A 19,911-nucleotide genomic window follows, 5' to 3' on the forward strand; every position below is an offset into this window, starting at 1 on the left:
GGGGTGGGGGCTTTGGTTGATCATGCGCGTAGGCGCAGGCCACGCGGGGTCGCGATGAAGCCCGCTCCTTCCAGCAGCGTGCCGAAGGGGGAGGTCAGGGCTGCGGCGCCGTTGACCCGCTCCACCGTGACCGTGCCGAGGGAGCCTGCGCGGGCCGCTGCGGCCAGGGCTTCCGCCGCCGCGCGCAGACGGGGGTCCTCTGTGGGGTGGACGTCCGGTTCGGAGGGCCAGGCCAGCAGTGTTTTGCCGCCGCGTTCCATGTAGAGCGTCAGCTCTCCGTCGACCAGGACCACCAGCGAACCGGCCTTGCGGCCCGCCTTGTGACCGGCGCCGGTCGGGGGCTCGGGCCAGGGGAGCGCGGCGCCGTACGCGTTCGCCGGATCTGCGGCTGCGAGTACTACGGCACGGGTGGCTCCGGAGGAGGTGGGTGAGGAGCCGGGGGAGTAGGGGCGGGGCAGGGCGGTCTCGGCGAAACCGTGGGCGGAGGCGCGGGTGTTCCGGGCGGTGGGGGTGCTGGGGGAATCGGGCCCGAAGTCGAAGTCGAGGTCTTCTACGAAGGCGTGGTCTGCGGGGGTGGCGGCGTCGTGTGCGTCGGTCGTGCCGGAGCTGGGGGTGGGCCGGTAGTCGCCGCGGTCTCGGGCGTTCGCTGTCGCTCGGAGGCGGTCCACCGCGCCGTCCATGGCGAACTGGGCGGCGCCGAGGCCCTCCACCACGTAGCCGCGACGGGCCTGACCGCTGTCCTCGAAGGCGGAGAGGATGCGGTACACGGCCGAGAAGCCGCCCTCCACGCCTTCTGCGGCGACGGCTCCCCGGGTCACCACGCCGTGGCGGTCGAGCAGGGTGCGGGCCAGGGCGTGGGCGCGGACGGTGAGGTCGGGTTCATGGGCGGGGAGCAGGGACCAGCGGCCCGCCACGGTCGGGGGGCCGGTGCGTGAGGCGGGGCGTGCGGCGGCCGTCAGTGAGCCGTACCGGCCGCGTGGGACGGCGCGTTTCGCCCGGTGTGCCGTCGAGCCCGCCGTGCGGCCCGAGCCGAGGAGGGAGCGCATCGGGGCGAGCGTGTCGTTCGTGAGCCGGCCCGACCAGGCCAGGTCCCAGACGGCGTCGGCCAGTTGGGGGTCCGTGGCGTCCGGGTGCGTGGTGGCGCGGACCTGGTCGGCGATCTGGCGGAAGAAGAGCCCGTAGCCCCCGGTGAGGGTGTCGAGGACGGACTGGTGGGGTGCGGTGGGTTCCAGGGGGTGGGGCGGAGGCAGGAGCAGCGGGGCCGCGTCCGCGAGGTACAGGGACACCCAGCCGTCCTTGCCGGGGAGCGAGCCCGCTCCGGCCCAGACGATCTCCCCGGCTGCCGTGAGTTCGTCGAGCATCGCCGGGGCGTAGTTCGCCACCCGGGACGGCAGGACCAGCTTCTCCAGGGCGGACGCCGGCACGGATGCGCCCTGCAACTGCTCGACCGCCCGCACCAGTCCGTCGATGCCGCGCAGCCCGTGGCCCTTCCCGATGTGCTGCCACTGCGGCAGGAACTGCGCGAGCGCCGCGGGCGGCACCGGTTCCAGTTCGTGCCGCAGGGCGGCCAGTGAACGGCGTCGCAGGCGGCGCAGGACCGTCGCGTCGCACCACTCCTGGCCGATGCCCGCCGGGTGGAACTCCCCCTGTACGACACGGCCGTTCGCCGCCAGCCGCTGGAGCGCGCCCTCGGTGACCGCCACGCCCAGGCCGAACCTGGCCGCCGCCGTGGCCGAGGTGAACGGGCCGTGGGTGCGGGCGTGCCGGGCGAGGAGGTCGCCGAGCGGATCCTTGACCGGCTCGGTGAAGGCCTCCGGGACGCCGACCGGCAGTGCCGTACCGAGTGCGTCCCGCAGCCGGCCCGCGTCCTCGATCGCCGCCCAGTGGTCGGCGCCGCCGATGCGGACCCGGATCGCGCGGCGGGCGCCGGCCAGCTCCGGGGCCCACTGCGGGTCGGCGCCGCGCTCGGCCAGTTCGGCATCGGTGAGCGGGCCCAGCATGCGCAGCAGGTCCGCGACGCCTTCGGCGTCCTTCACGCGTCGGTCCTCGGTGAGCCACTGGAGTTCCCGCTCCAGCTCCGTCAGCACCTCCGCGTCCAGCAGCTCGCGCAGCTCCGCCTGGCCCAGCAGCTCGGCCAGCAGCCGCGAGTCCAGCGACAGGGCGGCGGCGCGCCGCTCGGCCAGCGGGGAGTCGCCCTCGTACAGGAACTGGGCGACGTACCCGAAGAGGAGGGAACGGGCGAAGGGGGAGGGCTCCGGGGTGGTGACCTCGACCAGGCGGACCTTGCGGGACTCGATGTCGCCCATCAGCTCGACGAGCCCGGGCACGTCGAAGACGTCCTGGAGGCATTCGCGGACCGCTTCGAGGACGATGGGGAACGAACCGAACTCGCTTGCCACCTGGAGCAGTTGGGAGGCCCGCTGGCGCTGCTGCCACAGTGGGGTGCGCTTGCCGGGGCTGCGCCGGGGGAGCAGCAGGGCGCGCGCGGCGCACTCGCGGAAGCGGGCCGCGAACAGGGCCGAGCCGCCCACCTCGTCGGTGACGATCCGGTCGACCTCGCCCTTGTCGAAGGTCACGTCCGCCGCGCCCACGGGGGCCTGCTCCGCGTCGTACTCCGTGCCGGACTTCATCGGTTCCTGGTCGAGCAGGTCCAGGCTCATCAGATCGGCGTCCGGCAGGCGCAGCACGATGCCGTCGTCGGCGTGCATGACCTGGGCGTCCATGCCGTACCGCTCGGAGAGCTTGGCGCCCAGCGCGAGTGCCCACGGGGCGTGGACCTGGGCGCCGAAGGGCGAGTGGACGACGACCCGCCAGTCGCCGAGTTCGTCGCGGAACTGCTCCACGACGATGGTCCGGTCGTCCGGGATGTGGCCGCAGGCCTCGCGCTGTTCGGCCAGGTAGGACAGGACGTTGCCCGCGGCCCAGGTGTCGAGTCCGGCGGCGAGCAGGCGGCTGCGGGCGGCCTCCTCGGGCAGTGAGCCGACCTCGCGCAGGAACGCGCCCACCGCGCGGCCCAGCTCCAGCGGGCGGCCCAGCTGGTCGCCCTTCCAGAAGGGGAGACGGCCGGGGACCCCGGGAGCGGGGGACACCAGGACGCGGTCCCGGGTGATGTCCTCGATGCGCCAGGAACTCGTACCGAGCGTGAAGACGTCGCCCACTCGGGACTCGTACACCATCTCCTCGTCCAGCTCGCCGACCCGGCCGCCGCCCTTCTTGGGGTCGGCACCGGCGAGGAAGACCCCGAAGAGCCCGCGGTCGGGAATCGTGCCCCCGGAGGTGACGGCGAGGCGCTGTGCGCCCGGGCGGCCGGTCACCGTGCCGACGACGCGGTCCCACACCACGCGCGGGCGCAGCTCCGCGAACGCGTCGGACGGATAGCGGCCCGCGAGCATGTCCAGGACCGCGGTGAACGCCGACTCCGGGAGGGCGGCGAAGGGGGCCGCGCGGCGGACCGTGGCCAGCAGGTCGTCGACCTGCCACGTGTCCAGCGCCACCATCGCGACGAGTTGCTGGGCGAGGACGTCCAGGGGGTTGGCGGGGACCCGCAGGGACTCGATGGAACCGGTGCGCATGCGCTCGGTGACCACGGCCGCCTGGACGAGGTCCCCTCGGTACTTGGGGAAGACGACGCCGGTGGAGACCGCTCCCACCTGGTGTCCGGCGCGGCCGACGCGCTGCAGTCCGGAGGCCACGGACGGGGGTGACTCGACCTGGATGACCAGGTCCACGGCGCCCATGTCGATGCCCAGTTCGAGGCTGGAGGTGGCCACCACGGCGGGCAGTCGGCCCGCCTTGAGGTCCTCCTCGACCAGTGCGCGCTGTTCCTTGGAGACCGAGCCGTGGTGGGCCCGGGCGATGACCGGCGGTGCGCCCTGGGCCGCGCCCGAGCCGCCCATCAGCTCCGCGGGCGCGTGGTGCTCGGCGAGGGGCTCACCGGTGGCCCGCTCGTACGCGATCTCGTTGAGCCGGTTGCACAGGCGCTCCGCGAGGCGGCGGGAGTTGGCGAACACGATCGTCGAGCGGTGTGCCTGGACGAGATCGGCGATCCGCTCCTCGACGTGCGGCCAGATGGACGGGCGTTCGGCGCCGTCGTTCCCGTCGGCGACCGGGGAGCCGCCCAGCTCGCCCAGGTCCTCCACGGGGACGACGACCGAGAGGTCGAACTCCTTGCCGGACTTGGGCTGGACGATCTCCACCTTGCGCTGGGGGGAGAGGTAACGCGCGATCTCGTCGACCGGGCGGACGGTCGCGGAGAGGCCGATGCGCCGGGCGGGCCTCGGCAGCAGCTCGTCCAGCCGCTCCAGGGAAAGCGCGAGATGCGCGCCGCGCTTGGTGCCCGCGACCGCGTGCACCTCGTCCAGGATCACCGTCTCCACGCCCGTCAGCGCGTCGCGCGTGGCCGACGTGAGCATCAGGAACAGCGACTCCGGGGTGGTGATCAGGATGTCCGGCGGCCGGGTGGCCAGGGCGCGGCGCTCGGCGGGCGGGGTGTCGCCGGAGCGGATGCCCACCTTGACCTCGGGCTCGGGCAGGCCCAGACGTACGGATTCCTGGCGGATGCCCGTGAGGGGGCTGCGCAGGTTGCGTTCCACGTCGACCGCGAGGGCCTTGAGCGGTGACACATAGAGCACGCGGCAGCGTTTGTGGGGGTCGGCCGGCGGGGGCGTCGAGGTGAGCTGGTCCAGTGCGGCCAGGAACGCGGCCAGGGTCTTGCCGGAGCCGGTCGGGGCCACCACCAGTACGTCCGAGCCCTCGCCGATGGCCTGCCACGCGCCCGCCTGGGCCGCGGTGGGCGCGGAGAAGGCCCCCGTGAACCAGCCGCGGGTCGCGGGGGAGAAGCCGTCCAGGGCTCGGTGCGTGGAGCTGACCATGCGTACATCCTGCACCTCGGCACTGACAATCGGGCTGACCTGCGGGTTTGCCTCCGGCGGTGGGGCAGGTGCGGTGCGGTGGTCTGTGGGTGCGGTTGTGTGCCGACTCCCGGTCGGTGGTCGCGCCTTCGGTTGGGTGGTGGGTCGGGGCCGCGCCGGGGGGTGTCCGTCCTCGGTCGGGCGGTGCTGCCTGATTTGGATGTGCTCGGTGATGGACGCCCGCCGCTGCGGGCGGACACCCCCCGACACGTCCCCTGCTCGCCGTACGCGGCTGCGGGTGTGTGGGGCGCGCCTCGGCGGCTCGGTCGCCCTCGGGGAGAATGTAGGTATGGCAGGTTCGGGGGAGCTGGCTCGGCACTGGCAGTACGTGGAGTTGCCTGGTGTCGATCTTCTGCGTGCTCGGTACATCCAGAAGACCTTTGTTCGGCACACCCATGAGAACTTCGTCATCGCCGCCATCACCGAAGGGGTGGAGGTCTTCCGTCATCGGGGGGTCGATCAGTACGCGGGGTCGGGGGCGCTCGCTCTGGTCAATCCCGATACGCCGCACACGGGGCGTGCGGGGGTTCCCGAGGGGTGGCGGTACGGGGCTGTCTACCCGGCGCCCGAGGTGGTCGCGGAGATCGCTGCGGAGACCACGGCGATTCGGAGGACGCCTGGATTTGTCGCTCCCGTGTTCGATGATCCGTACTCGGTCACTCTTGTTCATGAGGTGCTGCGTGCGGCCGAGGAGGGCAACGCGTTGGCCGCCGACACGTTGCTGCGGGTCGCGGTGACCCGGTTGCTCCGGCTCAACGGCGGGGTCCTTCAGGAGCGGGCGGTGCGTACGGCGGGTGGGCGGATCGCGGCACGCGCGCGTGCTGTGCTGGAGGAGACGATGGCCGAGCCGCCGACCCTGGAGAGGCTTGCCAAGGATCTGGGTACCAGCCCCTTCGCGCTGCTCCGGGCATTCCGGGACACATATGGGTTGCCGCCGCACGCCTGGCTGACGGACGCGCGGGTGCGGCGGGCTCGGCGGCTGCTGGACGCGGGTACCGCGCCCGCCGACGTGGCTGTTGCGGTCGGGTTTACTGATCAGCCACATCTCAACCGGCACTTCGCCCGGATCGTGGGCGTGCCTCCCGGGGCGTACCAGCGTGAGCGCAAGAACGTACAAGACCCGTCGGGGCAGCTGCTCCTATCGTCCGACGGGTGGCAGAACAGACAGCTCTCGCAGACACACGTACCGACGACGGAGGCAAACCGGACGCCGCCGTCGTACGAGACGCCCTCGGAGTCGGGGTCGCCGTCGGACTGTCCGGTTTCGCCTTCGGGGTGACCTCGGTCGGCAGCGGGCTCACGCTGCTGCAGACCTGCGCGCTCAGCCTCCTGGTGTTCACCGGGGCCTCCCAGTTCGCGCTCGTCGGCGCGCTCGCGGCCGGCGGCAATCCGCTCACGGCAGCGGCGGGCGCCTTCTTCCTGGGAGTGCGCAACGCCTTCTACGGGCTGCGGCTGTCGCAGTTGCTGGCCCTCCCGCGCGCGGTGCGTCCGTTCGCCGCCCAATGGGTCATCGACGAGACCACGGTGGTCGCCCTGGCGCAGCCCACGCGGCGCAGTGCCCGTATCGGGTTCGCCGTCACCGGGCTCACCCTGTACGTGCTGTGGAACCTCACGACCCTGCTCGGCGGGCTGGGGGCCGAGGCCATCGGGGACACCGACGCCTGGGGTCTGGACGCCGCCGGGCCTGCCGTCTTCCTGGCGCTGCTCGCACCGATGCTGAAGTCCGGTGTGGAGCGTGCTGTCGCGGGCCTGGCCGTGGTGCTGGGGCTTGGGCTGCTGCCCGTGCTGCCGGGCGGTGTGCCGGTTCTGGTGGCCGCGCTCGCGGCGCCCGCCGTGCTGTACGTACAGGGTCGTCGTGGGGCGTGGGACGGGAAGGGTGAGGACCGTTGAACGTCTGGATCGCGATCGGCGTGACGGCTCTTGGCTGTTACATCGTCAAGCTCGTCGGGCTCCTCGTGCCTGCCGGTGTCCTGGAACGTCCGCTCGTCAGGCGGCTGGCCGCCCTGCTGCCCGTTGCCCTCCTCGCCGCTCTCACGGCCCAGCAGGCCTTCGCCGACGGGCGGGTGCTCGTCCTGGACGCGAAGGCCGCAGGGCTCGCCGCAGCCGCCGTGGCGCTGGTGCTGCGTGCTCCCTTCCTGCTCGTCGTCGCGGCGGCCGTGGTGGTGACGGCGGGGGTCCGGGCGATGACCGGCTGAGTGTCGGCCGCTTGCGCGTTCTCGGTTCAGCCGACTGGGCGGCCGTACGCCTTCAGGGTGCGCAGTGCCTCGACCGTCGCCATGGGGCGTGCCTCCAGGGCGGTGCCCGGTGCCCACGTGCGCCGGCGGACGGGCCAGCCGCCGTCCTCGCGCTGCTCGCCTGCGAGGAAGTCCAGGGAACGGGTCATCTCCTCGTCCGTGAACCACGCGCGCGCGAGGGAGCCCGGCGTCCTCGCGTAGTCGTACGGGAAGTGGTGCTCGCCCGCCGCGTAGCCGGGCGCCACCGGGTGGGCGTCGACGCGCTCCGGGTCGAGGGCCACGAGCCGGTGCTCGCGTACCAGGCGGCCCAGCCGGTCGGCCGCCGCCTGTGCGCGTGAGCGGTCCGGAACCGAGTCCAGGAAGGCCACGGCGGCCTGCACCTCGTACGGATGGGACTTCTCCAGCGACGCGACCGCCTGCCAGCAGAAGTCCGTGGCCCGGAACAGCCAGGCGTGCCACACCTCGTTGCGGTGCAGCAGGCCCACCACCGGGCCGGTGGCGAGGAGTTCGCTCGGCGGTTCGGCCACGACCTGCACGAACGGCGCCGCCGGATAGCCGCGCTGGCTGGGATGGACCGCCGGCAGCGCGCCGTCCGGCGTGGAGACGGAGGTCAGATAGCGGCACACGCGCTCCACCCGCTGCCCGCCGCAGCGCCCGATGGCGTCCAGGACCCGCAGCGCGTGCCCGGTGTGCAGGGGCTGGCTGACGGGGCCGCGCAGATCGGGTTCCAGCGCGTGGCCGTATCCGCCGTCCTCGTTGCGGTAGGCGTCCAGCGCGGTCTCCACCGCGTCGGCGCCCCCGTTCAGGAAGTGATACGCGAAGCGGCGCTGTTCCAGCACGCGCGCGGTGAGCCACACGAAGTGCTCGGCGCGGAAGAGCGGGGAACGCGCCGGGGGCGTCGGGGGGAGTGGGGCTGCTCCTGTTTCGGCCATGCGTCTGACCGTAGGGCGCGAAGCGGTCCCGGTGAGCGGTCCCGGCACGGGCCCACCCTCAGGGGCGGGATACTGACGTCATGCGGTTGACGGTCTTCTGGCAGCGGATGGCGGATCACTTCGGCTCGGGGTACGCCGACACCTTCGCGCGCGATCACGTGATGACGGAACTAGGCGGACGGACCGTCCACGAGGCCTTGGACGCCGGCTGGGAGGCGAAGGACGTGTGGCGTGTGGTGTGCACGGCCATGAACGTTCCGGCGGAAAACCGGTGAAATCGCACTGAAACGACGTCGGTCGGCCGCGAAGATCGTAGGGCGGCGACCGATTGTCGGCGGCGTGGGCGAGACTTGCTCCGTGGCATCCACAGACGAGACCGGGCAGCTCGGACAGCAGGCGTCCCCGTTCGGCACGACGCCGCCCACACCCCCGGCCGGGAACGCCGCCGGGCAGGGCGCGCGCATGCCGCGCTGGCTGCCGCGCGCCATGATGCTGGCCCTCGCCCTCGTCGGCCTGTTCCAGCTGGGCAGTTGGGCCTTCCACCAGCTCACGGGCCTGTTGATCAACGTCCTCATCGCGTTCTTCGCCGCGCTCGCGATCGAACCCGCGGTGAGCCGGATGGCCGCGCGCGGGATGCGCCGGGGCCTGGCCACCTTCCTGGTCTTCATCGGCCTGCTCATCGCCATCGCCGGATTCATCACCCTGCTCGGCTCCATGCTCGCGGGCCAGATCATCAAGATCGTCGAGGACTTCCCGGCCTATCTCGACTCCGTCATCAGCTGGATCAACGCGCACTTCAACACCGACCTGAAGCGCGTGGACGTCCAGGAGGGGCTGCTCCGCTCCGACTGGCTGCGCAGTTACGTCCAGAACAGCGCCACCGGCGTCCTGGACGTCTCCGCCCAGGTCCTCGGCGGTCTCTTCCAGCTGCTGACGATCACCCTGTTCTCGTTCTACTTCGCCGCCGACGGGCCGAGACTGCGCCGCGCGCTGTGCTCCGTACTGCCGCCCGCCCGACAGGCCGAGGTCCTGCGCGCCTGGGAGATCGCCGTCGACAAGACCGGCGGCTATCTGTACTCGCGCGGTCTGATGGCGCTCATCTCCGGGGTGGCCCACTACGTCCTGCTGGAGTTCCTGGACGTGCCGTACGCGCCCGTGCTGGCCGTCTGGGTGGGGCTCGTCTCGCAGTTCCTCCCGACCATCGGCACCTATCTCGCGGGCGCCCTGCCGATGCTGATCGCGTTCACCGTCGATCCCTGGTACGCGCTGTGGGTGCTGGTCTTCGTCGTGGTCTACCAGCAGTTCGAGAACTACGTGCTGCAGCCCAAGCTGACCGCGAAGACCGTCGACATCCACCCCGCGGTCGCCTTCGGCTCGGTCGTCGCCGGCACCGCGCTCCTCGGCGCCGTCGGCGCGCTGATCGCCATCCCGGCGGTCGCCACGCTCCAGGCGTTCCTGGGGGCGTACGTGAAGCGGTACGACGTCACGGACGACCCCCGTGTCCACGGGCACCGCGGACGGGGCCGGGGCGCGAGCCTCGTCACCCGGGTGCGGAGTCTGCTGGAGGGGCGGCGGGCAGCCGGCCCCGAGGACTCGGCGGACTCTGCGGGGGCGCCGGAATCCGGGCCGCCGGAATCCGGCTCCGGGAAGGGCTCCGCGCCCGCGTGAGCGGCGCCCGGGCCGCAGCGCCGGTGACGGACGCCGCGTAGCCCCACCACCAACCGTGTGACAGGGGTGCTCGGCACCGTCCTGCCCGGTCGAGGGTCACCCCACGTCATGCACTCCTGGGGTGTCGCACCCGGCATCCGGCCCGTTGCCGGACCGCGAACGTAGTCTCGGAGGTGCCGGGTGTCACGCTTGACACGAAAATCGAACATCCATTCTGATGGAGATTCCGGCGAGGCTCTCGACGGGGATTTCGTCAGGGTTTTCATGGAGATGTGCCCGAGTTATCCACAGGCCGGACGGGCGTCGGGGCGCATTGTCAGTGGCAGGCGTTAGCGTCTTTGACGTGAAGCGATCGACTCAAGCAAATCGGGTGGAACCCATGGCAGCAGGTACTGACCGCGAGAAGGCGCTCGACGCCGCTCTCGCACAGATTGAACGGCAGTTCGGGAAGGGCGCGGTGATGCGCCTCGGCGAGCGGCCGAACGAGCCCATCGAGGTCATCCACACCGGGTCGACCGCACTCGATGTCGCCCTCGGCGTCGGCGGTCTGCCGCGCGGCCGAGTGGTCGAGGTGTACGGCCCGGAGTCCTCCGGCAAGACGACCCTGACCCTGCACGCGGTGGCGAACGCGCAGAAGGCCGGCGGCCAGGTGGCCTTCATCGACGCGGAGCACGCCCTCGACCCCGAGTACGCGAAGAAGCTCGGCGTCGACATCGACAACCTGATCCTGTCGCAGCCGGACAACGGCGAGCAGGCCCTGGAGATCGTGGACATGCTGGTCCGCTCCGGTGCCCTGGACCTCATCGTGATCGACTCCGTCGCGGCGCTCGTCCCGCGCGCGGAGATCGAGGGCGAGATGGGTGACAGCCACGTCGGTCTCCAGGCCCGTCTGATGAGCCAGGCCCTGCGGAAGATCACCAGCGCGCTCAACCAGTCCAAGACCACCGCGATCTTCATCAACCAGCTCCGCGAGAAGATCGGTGTCATGTTCGGCTCCCCGGAGACCACGACCGGTGGCCGGGCGCTGAAGTTCTACGCCTCGGTGCGACTCGACATCCGCCGCATCGAGACGCTGAAGGACGGCACCGACGCGGTCGGCAACCGCACCCGCGTCAAGGTCGTCAAGAACAAGGTCGCCCCGCCCTTCAAGCAGGCCGAGTTCGACATCCTCTATGGGCAGGGCATCAGTCGCGAGGGCGGCCTGATCGACATGGGCGTGGAGAACGGCTTCGTCCGCAAGGCCGGCGCCTGGTACACGTACGAGGGCGACCAGCTCGGCCAGGGCAAGGAGAACGCCCGTAACTTCCTGAAGGACAACCCCGACCTCGCCAACGAGATCGAGAAGAAGATCCTGGAGAAGCTGGGCGTCGGCGTACGGCCCGAGAAGCCGACCGCCGAGCCGGGTGCGGACGCGGCGGTCTCGACGGCCCCGGGCGCGACCACGGACGAGGCCGGCAAGACGGTCCCGGCTCCCGCGTCGGCGGCCAAGACCACCAAGGCCAAGGCCACGGCGGCCAAGAGCTGACCGATGACACGACGAACCGACTGGGCCGAGTACGCATACCCCGCTGCCTCGGAGGACCGCGGCGACGGGGGCCGCGAGGGCTCCGTCGGGCGTGGTGACAGTGCCGATGGGGACGCCGGGCCATACGGGGGTGGCCACGGGACCCACGAGGGTGACGGGTGGTACGAGGGCGACGGAGGCCCCGGTGCCGGACCGCGTCGCGGTGAGGGGCCGTCGGGGGACGGTTCGCGTCGGGGCGACGGTTCTCCGGGGGGCAGACGGCGCCGTGGCGGTGGTGGCCTGAACGGCGAAAGCAGTTCGTACGGCGAAGGCAGCTCGTACGGAGCGGGCGGCTCACGTGGTGAGGGCCCGCGTGGTGGACGTGGTCGTCGTCGGCAGCGCGGCTTCGGCGAGCAGGGCGGCGACCCACAAGACGGAGGTTCCGTCTCCTCGTCGAGGGCCGAGACGGCGGAGCCCCCAGGGGACCCGGCTGAGCGGGCGCGGGGTATCTGCCTGCGCCTGCTCACCGGGACCCCGCGCACGAGGAAGCAGCTCGCGGACGCCCTGCACAAGCGCGAGATCCCGGACGAGGTCGCCGAGGAGGTGCTGTCGCGGTTCGAGGAAGTCGGACTGATCAACGACAGCGCGTTCGCGGACGCCTGGGTCGAGTCCCGGCACCACGGCCGGGGACTGGCCCGGCGGGCGCTCGTCCAGGAACTGCGCACCAAGGGTGTGGACGCGACGCTCATCGACGAGGCCGTCGGGCAGCTCGACTCCGAGCAGGAGGAGACGACCGCGCGTGAACTCGTCGCACGCAAGCTGCGGGCGACCCGCGGCCTCGACCGCGACAAGCGGATTCGGCGGCTCGCGGGCATGCTCGCCCGCAAGGGCTACTCCCAGGGCATGGCCCTGAGGGTGGTCCGGCAGGCACTGGAGGAAGAGGGCGAGGACACCGAGTTCCTCGCGGACGACGGGTACTGAGCCCGCCGTCGAGCCGAGATCCGGCCGTCCCGAGAGGCAGTTGACCGCTCGGGAGGTCTACGTCCACGGCCCTGGACACGATGGACGCGCGGGGGCGCCGATCGCGTTCAGGGCCGGGCGGACGGTACGACTGCTTCGTACAGGCAGCGGGCCTACGGTGTGACCGGAAGCCCCGCCGCTCGCCAGGCCTGGAACCCGCCGACCAGGTCGGTCGCCCGGTGCAGCCCCAACTGGTGCAGGGACGCGACCGCGAGGCTCGACGCGTACCCCTCGTTGCAGATCACCACGATCCGCAGGTCGTGGCCGGTCGCCTGAGACGCGCGATGGCTGCCCCGGGGATCCAGGCGCCACTCCAGCTCGTTGCGCTCGACCACGAGCGCGCCGGGGATCAGACCGTCCTGCTCCCGCAGGGCCGCGTACCGGATGTCGACCAGCAGCGCCTCGCCGACCTGTGCGGCCTCGTATGCCTCGTGTGTCTCCACACGTGCGTAGGTGTCGCGTACGCGGTCCAGCAACTCGTCGATACCGACGGGCTGTTCACTCACTGCCAGTCCTGCGGGCGCTCGACGTGCTCCAGGCGCAGCACCTGGCCCGTGCGGCTGTAGCGGCGGATCTGGGGCAGCGGCGGGTAGTAGGCGTGGACCGAGATCGCGTGCTGGTCGCGGGACTCGTTGAGCACCTCGTGCACATGGTGGCGGCCGAAGGCCCGGCCCTGGCCGGCCGGCAGTCGCCGCTCGCGGTCGACGCCCTCGGTGAGTTCGAGGGTCTTCCAGCCGTCGGCGGGCAGCCGGGCGGCGAGCGAGTGCTCCTTGAGTTCGCCGGTCGCCGTGATGAAGGCACCGACCGACTCGGCGTGGTCGTGCCAGCCGGTACCGGTGCCGGGCGGCCAGCCGATCAGCCAGGCCTCACTGCCACCGGGGCCCTCGAGGCGCACCCAGGTGCGGCCCTCGGGGTCGAGCGGCAGGGAGGCGATCAGCTCGGCGTCGGCGGCCGTACGTCGTACGAAGTCGAGGAGATCGGCCTGCGTCGGGGTCTTCGGGGTCCCGGAGACCTGAGCGGGGGCGGAAACGGAGGGTGACACGGACACGGATACCGTCCTGGTGAACGTTCGCGGGAGCGCGGGAACGCCGGAGACCGGCGCGCGCGGGAATCAGGGGGATGCGAATTCAGCAGGACGGACGACACACGCAGCCCGCGTAGCGGACGAGGTCCATATGGACCCTCCGCCACAGGCGCACATCGGTGTCGGCATCGGTCACGTTCCGGAGTACAGCATGACGGTGCGGAGTGGTCAACTCGTTGTCACCATGTGGACGGATGCTGGTGGGAGGCGGCGGACAGCACGGGGCTGACGGTAAGCGGAGGCGGCCGACGGGCGGGGCTGCCGGGAGGCGTCAGCGCGTGCTCGCCGCGGCCTCGGTGTTCGCCGATGTGTTCGACTCGCCTGTCTTGCCGGTCCCGCCCGCCCTGCCCGCCTTGTCCGTGGTGTCGTCCGTGCGGTCCCGCGCGGGACCGCCGAGCGTCGCCTCGGCCGCCGTGTACAGGTCGGCCGGGCGTACCCCGCTCAGCGCCGTGACCAGGTGTCCGTCCGGGCGGATCAGCAGCACCGTGTGGGCGGCGGCGCCCGGGTAGCTCTCGGTGACCAGCAGTTCGGCGGGGTGCGGCAGCGCGGCCACCGCGGCCGCGAGCCGGGGCATGAGCCCGGCGCTCACCCAGTGCTTGCGCTCCCACACACCCGTACCCGGCGCGATCAGTACCACCAGGAGCGCGCCGCGGCCCAGCCGCTCGCGCAGCCCCACGAAGGAACCGTCCTCCGCGGTGACCTGCACGTCCGTCACCTGTGCGCCCGGCGGGGTCTCCACCGGGGTCTCTGCCTCGATGTGCTGAGGCGCGAGCGGCGACTGGGCGTACGCCCCCGGCGCGCCCAGGATGCCGCGCCCCAAGTGACCGTCTGTGAGCAGCGCGTCGTGTCCGCGGGCCGACCCGGGGACGTACGACCGCAGCCCTCCGCCGCCGCGCAGCAGCGGCAGCGTCTGGTCGGCGGCGCGCAGCCGGGCGGAGACGGCGGCGCGCCGCTCGGTCTGATAGCTGTCCAGCAGTGCCTCGTGCGGGCCGTGGTGCCAGGCCAGGGCCAGCTTCCAGGCGAGGTTGTCGGCGTCCCGCAGCCCCTCGTCCAGCCCCTGTGTGCCGAGCGCGCCGAGCAGATGCGCGGCGTCCCCGGCGAGGAAGACCCGGCCGGCCCGCCAGCGCCGGGCGAGCCGGTGGTGGACGATGTGGACGCCCGTGTCGAGCAGGTCGTACGGCGGTGTCGTCCCGCCGCTCCAGCCCGCGAGGGTCTCCCGGATGCGGGTCACCAGGAGTTCGGGCGTGACCAGGTCCTTGCCGGGCGGCAGCAGCCAGTCCAGGCGCCACACGCCGTCGGGGAGGGGGCGCGCGGTGATCTCCCCGGCCGACGGCCCCGATGTCCGCCACGGCGGCATCCGGTGCAACAACGCCTCACCGGGCCACGGAAGTTCCGTACGCAGCGCCGCAACGGCGTGTCGTTCCACGGCCGTACGTCCGGGGAAGCGGATGTCCTGGAGTTTGCGGACGGTGGAGCGCGGGCCGTCGCAGCCGATCAGGTAACTGCCGCGCCACCAGGTGCCGCCCGGGCCGCGGGTGTGTGCCGTGACGCCGGAGGGCTCCTGCTCGATCGAGTCGAGGCGGCTGTTGACGGCGACCTTGACGAGCCGCTCGCGCGCGATGGCGGTCCGCAGGGCGCCGGTCAGTACGTGCTGGGCGACGTGCAGGGGGATGTCGGACTCAGTGAAGGGCTCCGGTCCGGGACCCGAGGGGAGCGCGTCGGTCGGCTCTTCGGGTTCCTCGGCCCCGAAAGAGATCTGGCGCATCACCTGCTTGCGCCGCATCGACCGCCATCCGGCCCAGTGGAGACCGGCCTCCGTGATCGGCGCACCGGTCAGCCGCTCCAGGAGCGCGGCGGTGTCCTCGCGCAGCACGACCGTGCGCGCGGGGCGCTGGTCGTCCTTGCCCGGACCCTCGTCGAGGACGACCGAGGGGACCTCCTGGCGCGCCAGCGCAAGCGCCAGCGTGAGCCCGACCGGCCCCGCTCCGACGATGATCACCGGGTCCATGGCGCGGCGCCCCCTGCCCAGAGCGACGTCTTCTTTGACGTAAGTGAACAGGAAGTTTGAGCAGGGTGCACGATCACAGAACGTATGCAACAGATTGCCAGTGCTTGCGTCAAGTGACGGAGGCAGTGGCGAACGCGCCACTGCCTCCGTGTCGGTCATGCCACTGCCTCCGGGCAGGTCATACGAGTTGACCGTCCGTCAGATGCCGCCGCCACCCGCGCCGGTTGCCGCAGTGCCCTCCACTGTCGCCGGTCCGAGCACCACACCGGTCGACTTCTTGCCTTGGCGCAGCCTCTTCTCCAGCCAGCTCGCGAAGCTGGTGAGGATGAAGTTGAGCACGATGTAGATGACCGCCACCACGATGAAGCTGGGGATGACGTTGGCGTAGACGGCCGCGAGTGTGCTGCGTGTGTTGAGCAACTCGGTGAACCCGATCATCACGCCGCCCAGTGCGGTGTCCTTCACGATGACCACCATCTGGCTGACGATGGCCGGCAGCATCACGGTGACGGCCTGTGGCAGCAGGACGTTGGCCATCGTCTGCCCCTTGCGCAGACCGATCGCCATCGCCGCCTCCGACTGTCCCTTCGGCAGGGACAGGATGCCGGCTCGGACGATCTCGGCGAGGACAGACGCGTTGTAGAGCACGAGGCCGGTGACCACCGCGTACAGGGGCCGTTGCTCAGTGCCGACCCCCGTGTAGCGGGCGTAGAACTCGTTGGCGAACAGCATCAGCAGCAGCACAGGGATGGACCGGAAGAACTCGACCACCGCACCGGCCGGAACCCTCACCCAACGGTGGTCGGAGAGGCGGGCGATGCCGAAGACCGCGCCCAGAGGAAGGGCGATCACCATGGCGAGAGCGGCCGCTTTCAGCGTGTCGGCCAGTCCCGGCAGCAGATACGTCGTCCAGGCCTGCGACTCGGTGAACGGTTTCCACAAGGCCCAGTTCAGCTGGTTCTTGTCGTCCATGGTCTGCCAGATCCACCACAGGGCCAGGACCAGCAGGATGAAGAAGACCACCGAGAGGAGGACGTTGCGCCGCTTGGCGCGGGGCCCTGGGGCGTCATAGAGGACGGAACTCATCGCTTCACCGCCAGTCGCTTGCTCAGCCAGCCCAGGATGAGGCCGGTCGGGAGAGTCAGGACCACGAACCCGAATGCGAAGACGGCGCCGATGAGCAGCGTCTGGGCCTCGTTCTCGATCATTCCCTTCATCAGGTAGGCAGCCTCGGCCACGCCGATCGCGGCGGCCACAGTGGTGTTCTTGGTCAACGCGATCAGTACGTTGGCCAGTGGGCCGATGACCGAGCGGAAGGCCTGCGGCAGGATGATCAGCGACAGGGTCTGGCTGAAGCTCAGTCCGATGGCGCGTGCCGCCTCGGCCTGGCCGAGCGGCACGGTGTTGATGCCGGAGCGGATCGCCTCGCAGACGAACGCCGCGGTGTAGGCGACGAGACCGAGCACCGCCAGCCGGAAGCCCTGGACCTTGAAGTCGGAGGAACCCATTGTCACGCCGAAGATGTCGGCGAGACCGAGCGAGGCGAAGAGGATGATGACCGTCAGGGGGATGTTCCGGACGATGTTGACGTAGGCGGTGCCGAACCCGCGCATGAGCGGGACGGGGCTGACCCGCATCGCGGCCAGCAGGGTGCCCCAGACCAGGGAGCCGACACCGGATAGGGCGGTGAGCTTCACCGTCATCCAGAAGGCGCCCCAAATGCTCGGGTCGTCATAGTCTGAAAGAAAGTCGAACACGATCTCCCGCGCTTCCGGGTGGGTGGCGTACGTGAACAACACGGCGCGCCGCCGCCTTGGTCGGAATCGGCGACGGCACGCCTGCGAACCATCGCTCTACTTGACGATGTTGCCGATCTTCGGCGCGGGCTCGTTCTTGTAGTTGGCCGGACCGAAGTTGTTCTTGACCGCCGTGTCCCACGAGCCGTCGCTGACCATCTTCTCGAGAGCGTCGTTGATCTTGTTCACCGTCTCGGTGTCGCCCTTCTTCACACCGATGCCGTAGTTCTCGTTGCTGAGCTTGAGGCCGGCGAGCTTGAACTGGCCCTTGTACTGCTCCTGCGCGGCGAAGCCCGCGAGGATCGAGTCGTCCGTGGTCAGCGCGTCCACGGAGCCGCTCTGCAGGCCGGAGACGCACTCCGAGTAGCCGCTGAGCTCCTTCAGGTTGGCCTTCGGGGCGATCTCGTCCTTGACGTTCTGCGCCGAGGTGGAGCCGGTCACCGAGCACAGGTTCTTGCCGTTGAGGTCGGTGCCCTCGGCGATGTCCGAGTCGGCCTTGACCAGCAGGTCCTGGTGGGCCAGCAGGTACGGGCCGGCGAAGTCGACCTTCTTGGCGCGCTCGTCGTTGATCGAGTAGGTGGCCGCGATGAACTTCACATCGCCGCGGGCGAGCGCGTTCTCACGGTCGGCGCTCTTGGTCTCGACGAACTCGATCTGGTCGGGCTCGTAGCCGAGTTCCTTGGCCACGTAGGTGGCCACGTCCACGTCGAAGCCGGAGAAGGACCCGTCGGGCTCCTTCAGGCCGAGCCCGGGCTGGTCGTACTTGATGCCGACCTTGATCTTGTCGCCGGAACCCGAGCCGGTGTCGCTGCTGCCGCTGTCGTCGCCTCCGCAGGCGGTGGCGGTGAGCGCGAGTACGAGGGCGGCGGCCGAGGCCGCGGTGACCTTGCGGAGCTTCATGGTGAACATCCTTTGGCTGATGGAGAGACGCGGGCCGTCGGTGCCGTGCGGGGCCTGACGGACGAGGCTTGTCGGAGACGCGCAGATCGTCAGTGGTGCAGATCGTCAGTGGTGGAGGATCTTGGACAGGAAGTCCTTTGCGCGGTCGCTGCGCGGGTTGCTGAAGAACTGGTCCGGCACAGCCTCTTCGACGATGCGGCCGTCGGCCATGAACACCACTCGGTTCGCAGCCGAACGGGCGAACCCCATTTCGTGGGTGACGACGATCATGGTCATGCCCTCGCGGGCGAGTTGCTGCATGACCTCGAGGACCTCGTTGATCATCTCCGGGTCGAGCGCCGACGTGGGCTCGTCGAAGAGCATGACCTTGGGGTCCATGGCCAGGGCGCGTGCGATGGCGACACGCTGCTGCTGGCCGCCGGAGAGCTGTGCGGGGTACTTGTCGGCCTGCGTGGCCACGCCCACCCGGTCGAGCAGGGCGCGGGCCTTCTCCTCGGCCACCTTCTTGTCGGCCTTGCGGACCTTGATCTGGCCCAGCATCACGTTCTCGAGCACGGTCTTGTGCGCGAACAGGTTGAAGGACTGGAACACCATGCCGACGTCGGCGCGCAGCCGAGCCAGCTCCTTGCCCTCCTGGGCCAGCGGCTTGCCGTCGATGGCGATGTCGCCGGAGTCGATCGTCTCCAGCCGGTTGATGGCGCGGCACAGGGTGGACTTACCGGACCCGGAGGGTCCGATGACCACGACCACCTCGCCGCGGGCGATGGTCAGGTCGATGTCCTGGAGAACATGCAACGCGCCGAAGTGCTTGTTGACGCTCTTCAGGACGACCAGATCGCCGGTCGCGGCCACGTCGTCCTTGGTCATCGATACTTCGGTCATCGTTGACTGGCTCCGTCCTGCTCGGTTTCGGAGGACAGTAGTGACCCTGTGAGACCAACGTCATTACATCTGAGCGAGAATTGAGGATAACGATCCGATGTCAGGTCAACACGCTTTGTAGCGCCCCTCGAAAGAGGTGTACCGGCTGGATAACGGAAGCGGTCCGGAGCCGGAACCAGGCACGCGCGTGCGTGTGTCCACATGGTGTACTCCGCTCGTGCACCGCCCGTGGTGTACAAGTCGAAGCGGTACGGCCGATGAACCGAAGGGGGCCGCGATGCGACTGCTCCTGGTCGAGGACGACAACCATGTCGCCGCCGCGCTCTCCGCGGTCCTGGCGCGGCACGGATTCGATGTCACGCACGCCCGCAGCGGCGAGGAGGCCCTCCAGGCGCTCGTCCCGGAGGGCAACGGCTTCGGTGTGGTGCTGCTCGACCTGGGCCTGCCCGACCAGGACGGCTACGAGGTGTGCGGCAAGATCCGCAAGCGCACCAGTACCCCCGTGATCATGGTCACCGCGCGCTCCGACGTCCGCTCCCGCATCCACGGCCTCAACCTCGGCGCCGACGACTACGTGGTGAAGCCCTACGACACCGGGGAACTGCTCGCCCGGATCCACGCCGTCAGCCGCCGCACCCTCCACGAGGACGCCGGCGACGCCGGTGACAACGCGCTGCTTCTGGGGTCCCTGCGGATCGAACTGTCCACCCGGCAGGTACTCGTGGACGGCTCGGTCGTCCAGCTGACCCGCAAGGAGTTCGATCTGCTCGCCCTCCTCGCACAGCGTCCCGGGGTGGTGTTCCGCCGCGAACAGATCATCAGCGAGGTCTGGCGCACCAGCTGGGAGGGGACCGGCCGTACCCTGGAGGTGCATGTCGCGTCCCTGCGCGCCAAGTTGCGCATGCCGGCGCTGATCGAGACCGTCCGCGGCGTGGGCTACCGGCTCGTCGCCCCGACGCCGTAGCGGGGACGG

General features: G+C 70.7%; 17 protein-coding genes and 1 pseudogene. 8 read left to right on the forward strand and 10 right to left on the reverse strand.

Translation table 11 applies throughout. From position 1 onward, the window contains the following. Nucleotides 1-20: 20 nt before the first annotated feature. On the reverse strand, nt 21-4,871 hold the full coding sequence (locus ACWCRB_RS06550; RefSeq protein WP_450994969.1) for an ATP-dependent helicase: 4,851 nt from the start codon (nt 4,869-4,871) through the stop codon (nt 21-23). 328 nt (nt 4,872-5,199) lie between these two features. Between ACWCRB_RS06550 and ACWCRB_RS06555 the strand changes: the two are divergent. The 3 genes and pseudogenes from ACWCRB_RS06555 to ACWCRB_RS06565 all read left to right on the forward strand — a co-directional run. Continuing rightward, nucleotides 5,200-5,997, forward strand: a pseudogene (locus tag ACWCRB_RS06555) (AraC family ligand binding domain-containing protein); the annotation flags it as partial. A gap of 65 nt (nt 5,998-6,062) precedes the next feature. Then, entirely contained in the window at nt 6,063-6,800 is a 738-nt protein-coding gene (locus ACWCRB_RS06560; RefSeq protein ID WP_450994970.1) for an AzlC family ABC transporter permease, read from the forward strand. Then, nucleotides 6,797-7,105: an AzlD domain-containing protein gene (locus ACWCRB_RS06565; RefSeq protein WP_450994971.1), complete on the forward strand. Its 309-nt coding sequence runs from the start codon at nt 6,797-6,799 to the stop codon at nt 7,103-7,105. The genes ACWCRB_RS06560 and ACWCRB_RS06565 overlap by 4 nt, the downstream gene beginning before the upstream one ends. Before the next feature lie 26 nt (nt 7,106-7,131). On the opposite strand, the gene ACWCRB_RS06570 is transcribed toward ACWCRB_RS06565, so the two are convergent. Further along, nucleotides 7,132-8,076, reverse strand: a complete 945-nt coding sequence (locus ACWCRB_RS06570; protein ID WP_450994972.1) for a hypothetical protein — start codon at nt 8,074-8,076, stop codon at nt 7,132-7,134. Nucleotides 8,077-8,156: 80 nt separating this feature from the next. On the opposite strand from ACWCRB_RS06570, the gene ACWCRB_RS06575 reads away from it, so the two are divergent. The 4 genes from ACWCRB_RS06575 to recX all read left to right on the forward strand — a co-directional run bounded on the left by ACWCRB_RS06575 (nt 8,157) and on the right by recX (nt 12,229). After that, nucleotides 8,157-8,351: a DUF3046 domain-containing protein gene (locus ACWCRB_RS06575; RefSeq protein ID WP_235474444.1), complete on the forward strand. Its 195-nt coding sequence runs from the start codon at nt 8,157-8,159 to the stop codon at nt 8,349-8,351. Nucleotides 8,352-8,433: 82 nt separating this feature from the next. Then, on the forward strand, nt 8,434-9,744 hold the full coding sequence (locus ACWCRB_RS06580) for an AI-2E family transporter (protein WP_450994973.1): 1,311 nt from the start codon (nt 8,434-8,436) through the stop codon (nt 9,742-9,744). 379 nt (nt 9,745-10,123) lie between these two features. Continuing rightward, nucleotides 10,124-11,269: a recombinase RecA gene (gene recA / locus ACWCRB_RS06585; RefSeq protein ID WP_369029293.1), complete on the forward strand. Its 1,146-nt coding sequence runs from the start codon at nt 10,124-10,126 to the stop codon at nt 11,267-11,269. A gap of 3 nt (nt 11,270-11,272) precedes the next feature. Further along, entirely contained in the window at nt 11,273-12,229 is a 957-nt protein-coding gene (gene recX, locus ACWCRB_RS06590; RefSeq protein ID WP_450994974.1) for a recombination regulator RecX, read from the forward strand. A gap of 152 nt (nt 12,230-12,381) precedes the next feature. Here recX and ACWCRB_RS06595 read toward each other — a convergent pair whose 3' ends face one another. The 8 genes from ACWCRB_RS06595 to ACWCRB_RS06630 all read right to left on the reverse strand — a co-directional run bounded on the left by ACWCRB_RS06595 (nt 12,382) and on the right by ACWCRB_RS06630 (nt 18,923). Beyond that, nucleotides 12,382-12,780 (reverse strand): rhodanese-like domain-containing protein, encoded by a 399-nt coding sequence (locus ACWCRB_RS06595; protein ID WP_450995025.1) that lies wholly within the window; start codon nt 12,778-12,780, stop codon nt 12,382-12,384. Continuing rightward, nucleotides 12,771-13,316 (reverse strand): cupin domain-containing protein, encoded by a 546-nt coding sequence (locus ACWCRB_RS06600; RefSeq protein ID WP_369029295.1) that lies wholly within the window; start codon nt 13,314-13,316, stop codon nt 12,771-12,773. The genes ACWCRB_RS06595 and ACWCRB_RS06600 overlap by 10 nt, the downstream gene beginning before the upstream one ends. Before the next feature lie 79 nt (nt 13,317-13,395). Next, nucleotides 13,396-13,488, reverse strand: a complete 93-nt coding sequence (locus ACWCRB_RS06605; protein WP_348640150.1) for a putative leader peptide — start codon at nt 13,486-13,488, stop codon at nt 13,396-13,398. A 135-nt stretch (nt 13,489-13,623) separates the two neighbouring features. After that, nucleotides 13,624-15,360: an FAD-dependent monooxygenase gene (locus ACWCRB_RS06610; protein ID WP_450994975.1), complete on the reverse strand. Its 1,737-nt coding sequence runs from the start codon at nt 15,358-15,360 to the stop codon at nt 13,624-13,626. 198 nt (nt 15,361-15,558) lie between these two features. Further along, nucleotides 15,559-16,446, reverse strand: a complete 888-nt coding sequence (locus ACWCRB_RS06615; RefSeq protein ID WP_450994976.1) for an amino acid ABC transporter permease — start codon at nt 16,444-16,446, stop codon at nt 15,559-15,561. Continuing rightward, nucleotides 16,443-17,117 carry an amino acid ABC transporter permease gene (locus ACWCRB_RS06620; RefSeq protein WP_450995026.1) on the reverse strand — a complete coding sequence of 225 codons (675 nt, stop codon included), beginning with the start codon at nt 17,115-17,117 and terminating at the stop codon, nt 16,443-16,445. Before ACWCRB_RS06620 ends, ACWCRB_RS06615 begins: the two co-directional genes overlap by 4 nt. A gap of 96 nt (nt 17,118-17,213) precedes the next feature. Next, nucleotides 17,214-18,056 carry a glutamate ABC transporter substrate-binding protein gene (locus ACWCRB_RS06625; RefSeq protein ID WP_450994977.1) on the reverse strand — a complete coding sequence of 281 codons (843 nt, stop codon included), beginning with the start codon at nt 18,054-18,056 and terminating at the stop codon, nt 17,214-17,216. A 105-nt stretch (nt 18,057-18,161) separates the two neighbouring features. Beyond that, complete coding sequence (locus ACWCRB_RS06630; RefSeq protein ID WP_450995027.1) at nt 18,162-18,923, reverse strand: amino acid ABC transporter ATP-binding protein; 762 nt, start codon at nt 18,921-18,923, stop codon at nt 18,162-18,164. A gap of 292 nt (nt 18,924-19,215) precedes the next feature. On the opposite strand from ACWCRB_RS06630, the gene ACWCRB_RS06635 reads away from it, so the two are divergent. Beyond that, nucleotides 19,216-19,902: a response regulator transcription factor gene (locus ACWCRB_RS06635; protein WP_235474433.1), complete on the forward strand. Its 687-nt coding sequence runs from the start codon at nt 19,216-19,218 to the stop codon at nt 19,900-19,902. The last annotated feature ends 9 nt before the right edge of the window (nt 19,903-19,911 follow it).

It is taken from the genome of Streptomyces sp. NPDC002156 (assembly GCF_053593675.1).